This window comes from Marinobacterium marisflavi, assembly GCF_982447095.1.
In genome coordinates, this window is sequence record NZ_OZ457898.1 from 1,056,855 (window position 1) to 1,071,208 (window position 14,354).

Consider the following 14,354-nt stretch of genomic DNA (forward strand, 5'->3'; position numbering starts at 1 on the left):
GACAGATATGGCGCAGATTATCGCGCTAGATACAGCAACTGACGCGTGCTCTGTTGCACTACATTGCGATGCCGGTAAGTTTGATCGCTTTGAAATTGCGCCACGCCAACATACGCACCTACTGCTGCCAATGGTTGAGGCTGTGCTGGCCGAAGCACAACTGCGTGTGAAGGATCTTGATCTTGTTGCTTTTGGTCGAGGTCCGGGCTCATTTGCTGGCATACGAATTGCTACTGGAGCTGCACAGGGGTTGGCCCTGGCCTATGAAACGCCGGTTGTGGGTGTTTCCACCCTCGAAACGATGGCATGGCGCGCGCTGGAGGAGGCTCCGGGCGCTGAGTATATCCTCGCAGCACTAGATGCTCGGATGGACGAGGTCTACTGGTGCTGTTATCAGCTGGTTGATGGCGATCTCAAACCGTTGCACGAAGAGCGGGTTAGCGCGCCGGCTGATGTAGCGCTCGCTGTTGAGGGTAAATGGACACTGGCCGGTAGCGGTGCTGTTTATCTGGCAAACTCGTCGAAAATAGAGGCGAGTGTAGTACGCTGCCTACCCGAGATTTACCCGGTTGCAAGGATCATGGTGCAACTGGCCGAGAGAGAGTTCAATGCGGGCCGTGCGCTTGCGCCAGAAGAGGCACAGCCTGTCTATCTGCGTGAAGGTAGCTGGAAGAAAAAGGACGAACAGTGACACTCAGCGATTGGATACACACCATTATTCTTGCCCTGATCCAGGGGCTGACCGAATTCCTGCCGATCTCAAGCTCTGCGCATCTAATACTGCCATCGCAGCTACTTGGTTGGGAGGATCAGGGTTTAGCCTTTGATGTTGGTGTGCATGTCGGCACTCTCTGCGCGGTGGTTATCTACTTCCGCACTGAGGTCTTTACTATTGCCAAAGCTTCGACGCTGTCGCTTTTTGGTCAGCGCTCGAGCGAAGCGAAGCTCGGTTGGTTGGTAGTGCTCGCTACATTACCGGCTATTCTCGCGGGTTTGCTGCTGGGTGATTTTATTGATCAGTATGGTCGATCGATCCTCGTTATCGCGGCGACCACACTCATTTTTGGCGTTCTGCTCGGATGGGCTGATGCCACTAATCGCGCGACCAAAAAGATGGAGTCGCTCGGCATTCCCGAAGCGCTTGTGATCGGTATTGCACAAGCGATCGCGCTGATCCCTGGAACTTCACGTTCGGGTATTACTATTACTGCCGCGCTGGCACTGGGTTATGAGCGTCAAAGTGCGGCGCGTTTCTCCTTTCTGTTGTCGATTCCAGTCATTTTGGGTGCAGGGACGCTGAAAACTCTCGACCTGATAGAACAGGGAGCTGATGCACCTTGGATGATGGTGGGTGTAGGAGCATTGATCGCAGCGCTGAGTGCTTGGGCCTGTATCCATCTGTTCTTGAGCTGGCTTGATCGTATCGGCATGCGTCCGTTCGTTATCTACCGTTTGCTGCTGGGCTTCGGGCTGCTAGCCGTCTGGGGTATGAGTGCCTGATGCTCGCAATCGCGGCTGAACCTCCATTTATTTCTGCGGCAACAGCGCTGGCTGAGCAGGTCGGTGCTGAACTGCTGACAGAGTGGTCTCTGGACGATGATAGCCGCTTCGAACAGTTATTGGTGTTTGGTGCTGAGGGTGTATCACTCTGTACCACAGGACGTAAACGACCGGGTCCCGTGCAGGTGGATTTCCTCTCAGGTGCGGTCAATCACCGGCGTCAGTTTGGTGGCGGGCAGGGGCAGCAGATCGCCAAAGCCTGTGGCGTATCAAGTTCATTTAAACCCTATATCGCTGATATGACCGCAGGTTTGGGGCGGGATGCATTCGTGCTGGCGACGCTGGGCTCAAAGGTACAGATGGTGGAGCGTAATCCGCTGGTTGCAGCGCTGCTTCAGGATGGTCTCGAGCGAGCTCAGTGCACCGATGATCCAGCGATTATGGATATTGTCCAACGCCTGAGCTTTGATTCGGGTCAATCAGTTGACTGGCTGAATAGGCATCAAGGTGAAGCAGATGTCGTCTACGTCGATCCGATGTTTCCTCACTCCCAGAAGAGTGCTCAGGTCAAAAAAGAGATGCTCGCTTTTCGTTCGTTAGTGGGTGCTGATGAGGACAGTGCTGAGTTGCTGGCGGCGGCGCTGGAGAGTGCTCGTTGCCGGGTTGTGGTCAAGCGTCCCCGCAAAGCACCCTGTATCGAGGGACCACAGCCCGATTATGCGCTGGAGGGCAAATCGGGTCGTTTTGATATCTACGCCCTGCGCAAGCTCGAACCCTCTCAGTAGTGCGGTGGAATCTCGTTCGCTTTAGCCGCGTCATCACCTGTATCGAAGTTGCGAATTTGGGTGCTCAAAATCAGCACCATCCGCTTGAGCTGGTCTAGCTCTTTCTCCTGACGAGCGATAACGTCACTGAGTTTATCGATCGCATCCTCCTGAAAGGCAATGCGTGACTCTAGATCGTCGAGTCGGGCACTATCAGACATCTTGTTGCTCCTGTTAAACAGTACTGCGGCGCTTATTTACAGCTTTCTCGCTGCTCCGCTACCGCTTACTCGCGGCTCTCTGACCGCTTTCTAGCGGCTTTCCAACCAACGCGGCGCACGATTATATGAGATTCTTCCGTTCTCTTTATACCAGTATGGTTACAATTCTTGTCGATGCCACCGAAGTGCGGGGCCTAAGAGCTGACACTAGCCTTAAGTACTAGGCGTGAAATGGGCTAAGTTGTTGAAAAAAATTGGTTAGTAGGATATATCTGCGGGTTGCTGACGATCTTGCAAAGATTTAATAGAGCGTCATTTGGGCAAATTTAGACTGTAATTTCGAATAACAAGAGACAATTTGATAGATGAGTGGTTCGCAATTGGTAAAAAATATAGTTATTAGTTTTGTTGCGGTTGCCGTGATCGCTGCTGCTTGGCAGGTTCTCGGTGTCGACAATTATGTGGGCGTTCTTGGCGTTGCGTTCGTTGCAGTGCTGGTGAGTACCTTTGTAGCGGGCTCAGGCTCAGCCTCGGCTGCTGCAGATACATCAGACGATGATCTGTATGTCGACGACAACGCTGAAGGTCGTGAAGTGGGTACCGTTAAGTTCTTCAATGTTAAAGAGGGTTGGGGCTTCATTACTCGCTCTGAAGGAGATGATGTATTCGTTCATTTCCGTAACATCCGCGGCCGTGGTCATCGTTCTCTGAACGAGGGGCAGAAGGTCACCTTTAGTGTTGGTACAACGGATAAAGGCTTGCAGGCGGAAGACGTTGCAGTGATGCGCGGCTAAAACCTACTGAGCATAGAAAAGGCAGCTTCGGCTGCCTTTTTCATTTTTGGTTCATGGGTGATGCTTTAACCTAAAATTTTACAGTGGAGTCAGACCCCTTTTTAGTGTTTTTATGAGAGCGCCTGAATGAATATTGTTAAAAAGGGGTCAGACCTCTTAGTACTGCCCAAGGTATGGATGAAAAAGGGGGCCGACCTCTTGGCACAGCCCGCGATGCTGTTGGGACTAGCGTTGTTTGCACCTCTAGCCCAAGCTAGCGACTGTGCCAGAAACTTGCTCGAGGCTCAGCGTGATCAGAACTGGGTCTATCAAGTTGCGTACCAGGGTATGGGAACTGAAGCGACTCGTCGGCTAGAGTCTGCTGGGACTGATAACTGGGTGTTGTCGCAGTCGATGTCACTGCTCATTGTCAGTCTTAACGAGAAGAGCTCAATGCAGCTTATTGACGGTCAGTTGGCGACATCTGAGTATCTCAAAGAGCAGAAGGGGCTGGGCGCCAGAACGACTCAAATCAGCGTGGATAGTGCAACTGGAACGGTGAATTCCAACTACAAAGGAAAGGCTCAGAGCTATCAAGTTGATGGAGTCGTTCTTGATCCCTTATCACATAGTTTGCAAATACAGATCGACCGACACTGTGGAGCAGCCTCTAATTCATTGGAATACCGATTGGTAGCTCGCTCTGATACTCGAAATTACCAATATCAACTGCTTGGGGAGGAGGCTGTTGGAACTCCCTGGGGTGAGATGCTGGCCGAGCGCTGGCAGCGTCAGGCGGGAGACGTTAGAGATACGCTCTGGCTCGTCCCTGACAAGTCCTTCGCACTCGTGCGCGTCGAGCATGAAGAGAAGGGCGAACTGAGTTCGCTGGAGTTGAAGGCGCTCAATTAGTTCGATCGGAATCCGCAAATTTTCTAGAGATCAAATTGTTCACTGGCAAGCCCGAGGATATGTCGCCCGATCGGAAGTGATGAGGTCGCGGCAGGCGAGGGCGCGTTGCAGACGTTTATCGTTCGCTTTGTGTGAACAAATTTGAAGTCGTCGATTAGCTTCCCATCTGGCGACACCGCCTGGGCCCGAACGCCCGCTGGATACGGCTCTAAGTCCTCGAGTTCAATGCTTGGGCAGTATTTGTTGACCTCTTTTAGATAGCCGCGTTTGAACATTGAGTTTTTCATTTCGGTCAGTCCCGGCTGCATATTCTTGGCCAGTAGTCGCAAGATACCCTGGTTGCTCAACGTCTCAACGGTGTCTTTGAGCGAAAAGTCTGTTTTCTTGTAGCCTTCTCGCTTGAATGCTAACACGGCGTTGGGCCCTACCGTGACGCTGCCATCGATCATGCGAGTAAGATGCACTCCCAAGAAGGGCATGGAGGGGTCCGGGATGGGATAGATCAGGTGATTGACGATCTGATTGTGCTTGCTCGCAAGACGGAAATATTCGCCACGAAACGGACAGATCGTAAAGTCTGGGGTGAGCCCGAGCATCCGTATTACGCGGTCCGACATCAGACCTGCACAGCTAATTAGGTACTTGCCAGTAAAAGTGTCTCGCTCGCTCATCAATTCGACCTTATCAGGGTACTCCTTGATCTCTTTGATCTGAGCGCCATATCTGATCTCACCACCGGCCGCTTTGATCGATTTCTCCATCGCGCGACAGACAGCTGAGTAGTCCACGATTCCGCTGGAAGGAACGAAGATCGCTCCAATACCTGTTATGTTGGGTTCTCGCGCTTGCAGCTCGTCTGAGTCTAGCCAGTAACGCTCCAGCCCGTTGGCGGCGGTGCGCTCCCAAAGCGCGCGCATGCGAGTCATCTCAAGCTCGTTAGTTGCAACAAGCAACTTGCCACATGTATCGAATGGGACGTTTTCACGCTCACAGAACTCTTTAGTGAGTCGGTTCCCCTCGAGACAGAACTTCGCTTTAAGAGTGCCGGGCGTGTAGTAGACACCGGCATGTATGACGCCGGAGTTGTTGCCTGTTTGGTGGGCTGCGCAGTGCTGCTCTTTGTCTAAGACCAGAACCTTTTTCCCCGGGTACTTTTCAAGAAGTTGCATCGCGGTTGATAAACCGAGGATTCCTGTGCCGAGAACAATAACGTCGTAAATCATTTAGGAGATACCTGTAGATACAGATTAACTTTTTAGAAATAGGATCCTGTCGGTTTTCGGCGCCACTCTCAAGCGGCGAAATATCCATTTAGGTTCCACTCTGAGATACGAACTGTTTTGGAGTCTAAGATTCCTCGGAAGATTCCGTTACAGGACTCCCCTCTGTGTTTTTTGCTGCCTGTGCGGCTCGCCACTGTGTCATCTCTGCCCGGTAGACATCCCAAACGCAGGGCTCGCAGCCGCTCTCACAACAGTCATAATCTCCCGGTGCTATCGGTTCTTCCACAGAAAACTCCTATCTAATGAGTGCGATTAAAACTGGCGTGATTATATCAGAACCTTCGACGCTACTCAGCGCTCTTGCGCCTGAGCGCAGCGTTAGTGAGGTGGCTGGCTTCAGCTTTTAGCGGATCCTCCGGCCAAGGATGTTTCGCATAACGCCCCCGGTTCTCTCTGCGCACCTCTGGGTATATGTTTTGCCAGAAATGGGCGAGATCGGTTGTCATTGCCAGAGGGCGGCCTGCAGGCGAGAGCAGCTCAACTCGGATGGGCAGTCCGAGACCTGTGGTGGGAGAAGCTTGTTCTCCAAACATCTCTTGCAGCTTCAAACTGATACTCGGTATCTCGGCGTTATAATCGATTTTTACAGTGCGCCCAGATGGGGCCGTGTAAGTTTGTGGGGCATACTGATCGAGCCACTGCGTTATCTGCCAAGGCAGGATGTTCAGAAGTTGAGTTTTTAGATCGATCTTTCCGAGTTCTGATCGCTGTTTAATAGATCTGAGGGCATCGACGAGCCACTCGTCTAGACGTTTGAGCAGCGTGGCATCATCGAATAGGGGAAGCTCAACGGGTTCTGACGTTCGCTCTTGGTTACGGGCAAGGTAGCGTACGCGAGCTAGCCAAGGGGCTAAATTTTGCCAAGTTGGCAGAGTGTTGAGTCCCTCTTTACGGATGCGTTCACACCAGGCTGATGCGCGGGCGCTATCCGATATGGATTGGGCCTCGCTACGCTCCAGCTCGAGTTTGCCAAGGCGCATAAGATTAACTGCACGCAGATGTTCACCCTCCCAGCGTAGCTCCTTCTGCTGTTGAATCTGCTCACTGAGCACAGTTTTTATCAGATCAATACTTACTGGGAGAGCGAGTGAGAGGCGCAGCTCTGCTTGATCCTCTCGACCGCCCAGGTCGATACATATCAGATAGGGCGAACGACACAGAGGATCAGTTGGATCCAGGCGAACGGCCGTGCCGTTGGTCAAGCGAAATCGACCGTTTGACTGGTCAACGCATTGGGCGACGCGGTCGCTATAGGCGGGCAGCAGCAGTTCTGAGATATCCCAATCCTGAGTGTCTCTCGGGTCTTGGCTATCTCGGTACTCTGGCGTACCGAGCAACTGTTCAAAGCGTTTTGCTATTTGGCCCAACTGCTTGTTTCTGGGTATCTGCTCTAGTGCCTGACGCAGATCTGCGTGACGTTGACGTGGTGGATCGCTGATAAGTGCCGCTAATTGCCCGCCGAGGTTCGATGCACCCAAGGATTCTGCCCAGAGCAACAACCGCGCAACGCGCGGTTCGGCAGGAATCTGGCACATGCGCTTACCCAGTTCACTTAGCGTAGGTCGTTGGTCACGCCAATCGATAGCCCCAAGGGCTGTCAGCTGTTCCAGCGCTGCACGCCAGAGGGTTTCGGACGGGCGTTCAATCCACTCCAGATCATCAATTTGGCTCACCCCCCAGCTAAGGAGAAGCAGCAGGGTATCGCTTAGGTCGACCTGAGTGATCTGCGGGCGGTCATGGTCGATGAGTTGACTCTGTTGATCGTCACTCCAAGTTTGATAGCAGATACCCGCTCTTACGCGGCCAGCTCGGCCGGCGCGCTGGGTCGCCGTTGCGGCACTAATACGTTCTGTCGACAGTCGCGATAGCCCTAGACGCGGATTGAAAATCGGGCGCCTTTCGAGTCCGGAGTCAATAACGCAGGTCACCCCAGGTAGTGTGATCGATGTTTGGGCGATGGATGTCGCTAAAATAAAGCGTTTTTCACCGGCGGGTGCCGCGTTGAAAAGCTCTAGGACACTGGCGTCGTTGACGCCAGAGTAGAGCGGCCTAACGCTAATTTCCGGTCTGTCGTGCCAGAGCTCATTGAGCCTGCGTTCTAGCTGGCGTATCTCGGCGCGCCCGGGTAGAAAAACCAATACATCCCCGTCAATCGATAGGGCGTTTCGACAGCGACGCTCGAGTGCATCAAGCAGTTCAAAGCGATTAATCGGGCTGTTTGAGCGCTGTATGTTAATCGGATAGCTGCGCCCAGGGCTGCTGAGTACCGGTGCGTTACCCAGCTGATTACTCAGCTTCTCTGTATCTAGTGTGGCGGACATCACAAGTAGCCGAAGCGGCTCGTCACGCAGTGCTGCTACTTCACGGCAGAGCGCTAGACCCAGGTCTGTATGGATACTGCGCTCATGGAACTCATCAAAGATAACCAGCGAAACGCCAGAGAGCTCTGGGTCTGAGATTAGCCTTCGAGCCAGAAGCCCCTCGGTAATCACCTCCACTTTGGTGTCACGGCTTACTTTGCGATCTAGGCGCATAGAGTAGCCAACGCGCTGGCCCACCGACTCATTCAGTGACTGTGCCATATACTGTGCAGCAGAACGAGCAGCCACGCGGCGTGGTTCGAGCAGCAATATCTTGCCTTGAACGTAATCCTGCACCATCAATGCCAGCGGTACTCGAGTCGTTTTGCCGGCTCCCGGCTCCGCTTGCAGAATTACAACTGGGTGTTGAGCTAGGGTCTGGGCAAGCTCTGGCAGGATTTGATCAATTGGAAGAGGCTTATTTTGCATGAGCGAAGTATATCGAAAAACGTTAACATAGGCCTTTTCCACTCTGAGTTCCCCGCGTGCGCACCCACCCTTTCAAAGCTGATTTGCTGCTCATACTTGTTACCTTGCTGGCCGCTTCGAGTTGGATCTTTTCGAAAGAGGTCTTAGTAGGGCTGCCGCCCATGCTCTTTATGGGGCTGAGGTTTTTTACTGCTGGGCTCCTGCTAGCGGCTTTCTCTATCGGTGATCTACGTCGATTTCATGCTCGGGATACCGGTCGAGTTTTTTTGGTTGGAGCTGTTTTTGCCGTTGGGATTACCTTCTGGGTGTTTGGACTGCATCTGGGAACCCATATGGGGGTCGGCGGATTCCTTACCAGTATGGGAGCGCTCTTAGCACCTCTTATTGCGATCTTTTTTGGCGAGCGGGCCGGTCGCGCGGTCTGGCTTGCTTTGCCGATAGCCTGTGCGGGATTGGCGGCCCTATCGCTCGACTCTCACTTTGTGTTCGGCATCGGTGAGTGGAGCTATCTTGCCTCTGCGCTCTTTTTTGCCATATTTATCAATCTGAGTGCGCGTGCCGCGGTAAAGACATCTGTAATTGCGTTAACAGCTATCCAGTTGGTGACGGTTGGGCTGCTGCTAATTCCTATCTCTTGGTTTTTTGAGAACTGGGAGCTCGTCAATATGTCCGGTATTTGGGGCTGGTTTGCAGCGAGCGTGCTTCTGGGTTCGGCTGCTCGTTTCCTGATCCAGACCTACAGCTTCAAATTAGCACCGGCAGGACACGGAGCTCTGGTACTTACGCTGGAGCCTGTCTGGGTCGCGATCTTCGCTGCGATTTGGTACGGTGAACGGATGGAGCCGATGCAGTTGCTCGGGTGTCTGCTGATCTTCATCGCAGTACTGACAACCCGAGCAAAGTCTCTCTATGCCTATGCGCAAGCGCTCAGGCAGGCCAAGCAGGCGCGCTGATTAGAGGTCGATAATCTTCCCGGGGTTAAGAATGCCCGTTGGATCAAAGGCGCGTTTCATGGCGCGCATCATCTCTATTTCAACCTCTGAGCGGCAGTAGTGCAGGTAGTTCTTGCGGCCCAGGCCAACACCGTGCTCGGCTGAGATTGAACCGCCGTACTCCTGCAGCAGGCTGTAGACCAGCTTGTCGATGGAAGGTTTATCGTCAACCGGACCCACACAGAAGTGGATGTTGCCATCGCCAAGGTGACCAAAAGTTAGACAGGTGTGCGAGGCATATTTCTCGGCCAGCATCTCATTGACGCGGCGGGTGTACTCCTCCATATCGCGCAGTGGCAGTGAGATGTCGTAAGCGATCAGCGGGCTCAGGTTCTCTACCATCGCGTCAATATCGTCGCGCATCGCCCAGAGGTCTGCGGCTTGCTGGTTAGTCTCAGCGATCACGGCGTCAACAATAATCTCTTGTTCAAGTAGCTCACCGAGCACCTCAAGGAACTGCTCGCGGCCGCGTTCGGCGTCTACACACTCGGATTCGACCAGCACATAGAAGGGGTGCTCAGCTTTGATGAACTCCTTGTTGCGACCAGTCTCAATCGTCATGAAGTTGTAGAAGGAGCTCCAGAGTGCTTCAAACGCAGAGAGCTTACCCTCGAGAGTCTGTTTGAGGCGGTTCAGAAGTTCGAGTACCGAGTCAAAATCACTACAGGCAACCAGAGCAGTTTGACGGGCAGGTGCTGATGGCCAGAGGCGCAGCACTGCGCGAGTGATGATGCCGAGCGTACCTTCTGAGCCGATAAATAGCTGTTTGAGGTCATAGCCGGAGTTGTCTTTGATGGTTTCGCGCATATTGCTCATTACGCGACCATCGGCCAGTACAACCTCTAGGCCAAGCACCTGAGCACGGGCCATGCCGTATTTCACCACCTTGTTGCCACCGGCATTGGCGGCCAGCATGCCGCCGACCTGAGCCGAGCCGCGCGCACCCCAGTCCACTGCAAACAGCAGATCTTCGGCGGCAGCACGATTCTGCAGCTCTTCGATCACTACGCCTGCCTGGACGGTAACGGTGGCACCCTTGGTATCTAGGCGCTCAATCTGATTCATGCGCTCCAGGCTCAGTACCAGATCACCTGGCTTACACTGCGCACCCAGAGCTAGACCTGTAAGACCGCCATGAGGAACGACGGTTTGACCGGCTGCATGGCAGAGTGCCATCACCTGCGAAACCTCTTCGGTCGTCGTTGGGCGAACGATAGCAACCGCCGGGCAGCTGCCCTGGCCCCAGCTATCGTTGGAGCGCTGAGCAACGCGCTCGTCTGCGATCAGTCCGTTGTCACCCACGATTGCGTGAATTTTCTGTAGTAGCTCTTGCATGGTCAGTTTCCAGTTATCAGGCCATTGTCAGCGCATCGTATCCCAGTTTTAGACCGGTTAAAAATAGGAATGCGTAACAGAGTTGGTAGAAGAGGCGCTCATCAATTCGGTTGTGCATATAAATTCCTAGCCATATGCCGACTGGGGCGATCGGCGCAAGGATGAGTGCTGTCAACAGGATGCTCTGATCGAAGAGCCCTAACGAGACATAAGGGATCAGCTTCACATAGTTTATGAAGGTAAAAAAAATCACTGTCGTGGATACATAGAGTGATTTTTCCAACCGAAGTGGAAGCAGGTACATATTCAGAGGTGGACCGCCGGCATGAACGCTAAAGCTGGTAAAACCCGCCAAGGATGACCAGATACTCGCGCGCACAACGTTAGGTTTTTTTGCCGGTGTTTGCCGTTTGCGCAGTGCTTTAATCAACGCATCGGCACAAAAGAGAAAGGTTAGTGTCGCTATCATAAACTTGATGCCGCGCTCGCTCATCAAGTGAAAGCTGAAAGCACCCGCCAGCACACCAACCAGCGCAGCGGGAAGTATGGGTTTGATGACGCTTAAATCGAACTTCCCGCGAAACCCACGAAGAGCAAACAGATCCATAAGACATAGCACTGGCAACAAGATTGCTGCAGCTGCCACCGGTGAAATGACGAGACTGAGCATGGGTACGGCCACCATGCCGATTCCGCCACCAAATCCGCCTTTTGAGATGCCGACAATCAATAGCGCTGGTATCGCCAGCAGATAGAAGTTTAGATCAGTGATCACGCAAAAGGCTCTCGTAAAATTGGATTAAAAATAAAAACCCCGGCTGCGATTGAACCGGGGTTTAAATTGATTAAGCTAGCTTAGTCGCAGAGTGCATCAAGTTTTTTCTTCAGCAAGCCGGTAACGGCACCAGGGTTAGCTTTACCGCCGGTCGCCTTCATTACCTGACCCATAAAGAAGCCAATCATCTTACCGCGCTTGTCAGGCTCGGCTGCTTTGTACTGCTCAACCTGCGGCGTCGAGTTGGCAATCACTTCATCAATCACCTTCTCGATCGCGCCGGTGTCAGTTACCTGCTTCAGGCCCTTCGCTTCGATGATCTCATCGGCTGTGCCGCCATCGCTCCACATATGTTCAAACACCTTTTTGGCGATGTTGCCCGAGATGGTGTTGTCCTTAATACGTTGTAGCAGACCGCCGAGCTGTTCGGCACTCACTGGGCTCTGTTTGATGTCGGTGTCGTTGGCGTTGAGGTTCTTCGCCAGTTCGCCCATCACCCAGTTAGCTGCCAGTTTGGCATCCTTGGATGCTGCGACAACCGCCTCGTAGTAGTCCGCTTGTGGGCGGTAAGCTGAAAGCACACCGGCATCATAGTCAGACAGGTTGTACTCACTGATAAAGCGCTCACGGCGCGCATCAGGTAGTTCGGGCAGTGTTGCACGAATGGCTTCGACGTAGTCGTCATCGACAACGACTGGCAGTAGATCCGGACAAGGGAAGTAGCGGTAGTCGTTGGCATCCTCTTTCGAGCGCATTGAGCGCGTCTCGTTACGATCAGGGTCGTAAAGACGCGTCTCTTGAACCACTTTGCCGCCATCTTCGATCAGGTCGATCTGACGCGCTACTTCGGTATCAATCGCGCGCTCAATGAAGCGGAACGAGTTGATGTTTTTTAGCTCCGTGCGGGTACCGTACTCTTCCTGACCTTTTGGGCGGATAGAGACGTTACAGTCACAACGCATTGAACCTTCTGCCATGTTACCGTCACAGATACCGAGGGTAGTCACGATAGCGTGGATCTTACGCGCATACTCAGCTGCCTCTTTTGAGGTGCGCATGTCTGGCTCGGAGACAATCTCGATCAAAGGTGTGCCAGCACGGTTCAGGTCGATACCTGACATGCCGTGAAAATCTTCGTGCAGTGACTTACCGGCATCCTCTTCAAGATGCGCGTGGTGAATACGCACGCGACGGCTGCCTTCATCAGTAGTGATGTCGACATAACCCTCGCCCACGACAGGCTTTTCCAACTGAGTCGTCTGATAGCCCTTGGGTAGGTCTGGGTAGAAGTAGTTTTTACGCTCAAATACTGCACGCTTACCGATCTCTGCGTTGATCGCCAGACCGAACATAATCGCCATACGCTGCGCGTTTTCGTTGAACACTGGCAGTGTGCCCGGCAGTGCCAAATCAACAGCACAGGCCTGGGTGTTTGGCTCGGCACCAAAGGCGGTGCTGGCGCCGGAGAATATCTTTGTTTGGGTTGAGAGTTGAACGTGGATCTCAAGCCCGATTACGGTTTCCCATTCCATGTCTTAACCCCTTAAATTCCAGCTGGTGTCTGTTTGTGCCAATCAGTCACCTGTTGGAACTGATGAGCCACGTTAAGCAGACGCGCTTCGTCGAAGTAGTTACCGATCAGCTGCATACCAACCGGCAGCCCCTCAACAGTGCCACAAGGCACTGACATGCCTGGCAGACCGGCAAGGTTAAGCGACAGGGTGAAAATATCTTCCATATACATGGAGACTGGGTCGTTGTTCTTCGCGCCAATCTTAAACGCCGGATGCGGCGTTGTTGGGCCGAGAATCAGATCCACCTCGTTAAATGCAGCAAGGAAGTCCTGCTGAATCAGGCGGCGAATCTGCTGTGCCTTGTTGTAGTAGGCGTCGTAATAGCCGGCACAGAGTGCGTAGGTGCCTACCATGATGCGGCGTTTAACCTCGGCACCGAAACCCTCTTTGCGGGTGCGGGTGTATAGATCCATCAGATCTTCTGGGTTTTCGCAACGGTGGCCGTAACGCACCCCATCAAAGCGTGACAGATTAGATGAAGCCTCTGCTGGCGCGATAATGTAGTAAGCAGGGATCGACATGCGCGTACGCGGCAGGCTGATCTCTTTTACGCTGGCGCCAAGCTTCTCGAGCTCTTTAATGCCCGCTTGAACGCGCTCAGCAATCTGTGGGTCGAGGTCGTCACTCATGTACTCTTTTGGTACACCGATGCGCAAACCGCTGATTGATTCATTAAGTTTGGCGCTGTAGTCCTCAACATCGCGCTGTGACGAGGTTGAGTCCATCTTGTCGAAACCCGCCATAACATTGAGCATCAGAGCGCAATCTTCAGCGCTCTGTGCCATCGGGCCACCCTGGTCCAGCGATGAAGCGTAGGCAACCATACCGTAGCGTGACACGCGGCCATAGGTCGGTTTGATGCCAGTGATTCCACAGAGTGCCGCCGGCTGACGGATTGAACCACCCGTATCAGAACCGGTGGCCGCTGGCGTCAGACGTGCAGCAACAGCAGCTGCCGAACCGCCCGATGAGCCACCGGGTACCCGGTCGGTATCCCATGGATTGCGCGAGGCGCCGTAGAAGCTCGATTCGTTTGATGAGCCCATAGCGAACTCATCCATATTGGTTTTGCCCAGCATAACCGCGCCGGCCGCTTTGAATTTGGCAACGACGGTCGCATCGTAAGGTGACTCGAAGTTATCCAGCATCTTTGAGCCACAGCTGGTGCGCACGCCCTCGGTGCAGAAGAGGTCCTTGTGAGCAATTGGTAGACCTGTATAAGCGCCTGCCTGGCCCGCTGCGCGAGCCTCGTCAGCCGCTTTAGCCTGTGCCAGGGCGATCTCAGGTGTGGTGGTGATAAATGAGTTGTACTTGCTATCGAGCGCTGCGATGCGATCGAGGTAGGCTTGGGTTAACTCAGTGCTGCTAACTGCACCTGATGCCAGGTCTGCAGCCAGTTCAGTCAAACTTTTAGTATGCATAAATAGATAATCCGC

Annotated in this window: 14 protein-coding genes; 6 read left to right on the forward strand and 8 right to left on the reverse strand. The window is 53.4% G+C overall.

The window, feature by feature from the left end; all coding sequences use genetic code 11:
• Nucleotides 1-7 precede the first annotated feature (7 nt).
• The 3 genes from tsaB to AC1WNR_RS05225 are packed head-to-tail and all read left to right on the forward strand — an operon-like array spanning nt 8 to nt 2,285.
• On the forward strand, nt 8-691 hold the full coding sequence (gene tsaB, locus AC1WNR_RS05215) for a tRNA (adenosine(37)-N6)-threonylcarbamoyltransferase complex dimerization subunit type 1 TsaB (RefSeq protein ID WP_481643469.1): 684 nt from the start codon (nt 8-10) through the stop codon (nt 689-691).
• Nucleotides 688-1,500, forward strand: coding sequence for an undecaprenyl-diphosphate phosphatase (locus AC1WNR_RS05220; RefSeq protein ID WP_481643470.1), 813 nt, complete (start codon nt 688-690; stop codon nt 1,498-1,500). The genes tsaB and AC1WNR_RS05220 overlap by 4 nt, the downstream gene beginning before the upstream one ends.
• Nucleotides 1,500-2,285 carry a class I SAM-dependent methyltransferase gene (locus tag AC1WNR_RS05225; protein WP_481643471.1) on the forward strand — a complete coding sequence of 262 codons (786 nt, stop codon included), beginning with the start codon at nt 1,500-1,502 and terminating at the stop codon, nt 2,283-2,285. Before AC1WNR_RS05220 ends, AC1WNR_RS05225 begins: the two co-directional genes overlap by 1 nt.
• Here AC1WNR_RS05225 and AC1WNR_RS05230 read toward each other — a convergent pair.
• Nucleotides 2,279-2,485 (reverse strand): SlyX family protein, encoded by a 207-nt coding sequence (locus AC1WNR_RS05230; RefSeq protein WP_481643472.1) that lies wholly within the window; start codon nt 2,483-2,485, stop codon nt 2,279-2,281. The two genes, AC1WNR_RS05225 and AC1WNR_RS05230, sit on opposite strands and share 7 nt — an antisense overlap.
• Nucleotides 2,486-2,850: 365 nt before the next feature.
• On the opposite strand from AC1WNR_RS05230, the gene AC1WNR_RS05235 reads away from it, so the two are divergent.
• Together AC1WNR_RS05235 and AC1WNR_RS05240 are read left to right on the forward strand one after the other, a co-directional pair.
• Nucleotides 2,851-3,279, forward strand: a complete 429-nt coding sequence (locus AC1WNR_RS05235; protein ID WP_481643473.1) for a cold-shock protein — start codon at nt 2,851-2,853, stop codon at nt 3,277-3,279.
• Nucleotides 3,280-3,405: 126 nt separating this feature from the next.
• Complete coding sequence (locus AC1WNR_RS05240; RefSeq protein WP_481643474.1) at nt 3,406-4,170, forward strand: hypothetical protein; 765 nt, start codon at nt 3,406-3,408, stop codon at nt 4,168-4,170.
• Nucleotides 4,171-4,193: 23 nt separating this feature from the next.
• On the opposite strand, the gene lhgO is transcribed toward AC1WNR_RS05240, so the two are convergent.
• From lhgO to hrpB, 3 genes are all read right to left on the reverse strand, one after another.
• Complete coding sequence (gene lhgO / locus AC1WNR_RS05245; RefSeq protein ID WP_481645362.1) at nt 4,194-5,390, reverse strand: L-2-hydroxyglutarate oxidase; 1,197 nt, start codon at nt 5,388-5,390, stop codon at nt 4,194-4,196.
• A gap of 127 nt (nt 5,391-5,517) precedes the next feature.
• Nucleotides 5,518-5,679, reverse strand: a complete 162-nt coding sequence (locus AC1WNR_RS05250) for an oxidoreductase-like domain-containing protein (protein ID WP_481643475.1) — start codon at nt 5,677-5,679, stop codon at nt 5,518-5,520.
• Nucleotides 5,680-5,740: 61 nt separating this feature from the next.
• Complete coding sequence (hrpB, locus tag AC1WNR_RS05255) at nt 5,741-8,242, reverse strand: ATP-dependent helicase HrpB (RefSeq protein ID WP_481643476.1); 2,502 nt, start codon at nt 8,240-8,242, stop codon at nt 5,741-5,743.
• 56 nt (nt 8,243-8,298) lie between these two features.
• On the opposite strand from hrpB, the gene AC1WNR_RS05260 reads away from it, so the two are divergent.
• Nucleotides 8,299-9,195 carry a DMT family transporter gene (locus tag AC1WNR_RS05260; protein WP_481643477.1) on the forward strand — a complete coding sequence of 299 codons (897 nt, stop codon included), beginning with the start codon at nt 8,299-8,301 and terminating at the stop codon, nt 9,193-9,195.
• Here the strand turns inward: AC1WNR_RS05260 and AC1WNR_RS05265 are convergent, their stop codons facing one another.
• The 4 genes from AC1WNR_RS05265 to gatA all read right to left on the reverse strand — a co-directional run bounded on the left by AC1WNR_RS05265 (nt 9,196) and on the right by gatA (nt 14,339).
• Complete coding sequence (locus AC1WNR_RS05265) at nt 9,196-10,569, reverse strand: FAD-binding oxidoreductase (protein WP_481643478.1); 1,374 nt, start codon at nt 10,567-10,569, stop codon at nt 9,196-9,198.
• A gap of 16 nt (nt 10,570-10,585) precedes the next feature.
• Nucleotides 10,586-11,344 carry a sulfite exporter TauE/SafE family protein gene (locus AC1WNR_RS05270; protein ID WP_481643479.1) on the reverse strand — a complete coding sequence of 253 codons (759 nt, stop codon included), beginning with the start codon at nt 11,342-11,344 and terminating at the stop codon, nt 10,586-10,588.
• An 80-nt stretch (nt 11,345-11,424) separates the two neighbouring features.
• Complete coding sequence (gatB, locus tag AC1WNR_RS05275; RefSeq protein WP_481643480.1) at nt 11,425-12,876, reverse strand: Asp-tRNA(Asn)/Glu-tRNA(Gln) amidotransferase subunit GatB; 1,452 nt, start codon at nt 12,874-12,876, stop codon at nt 11,425-11,427.
• An 11-nt stretch (nt 12,877-12,887) separates the two neighbouring features.
• Nucleotides 12,888-14,339, reverse strand: coding sequence for an Asp-tRNA(Asn)/Glu-tRNA(Gln) amidotransferase subunit GatA (gene gatA, locus AC1WNR_RS05280; protein ID WP_481643481.1), 1,452 nt, complete (start codon nt 14,337-14,339; stop codon nt 12,888-12,890).
• Nucleotides 14,340-14,354 lie beyond the last annotated feature (15 nt).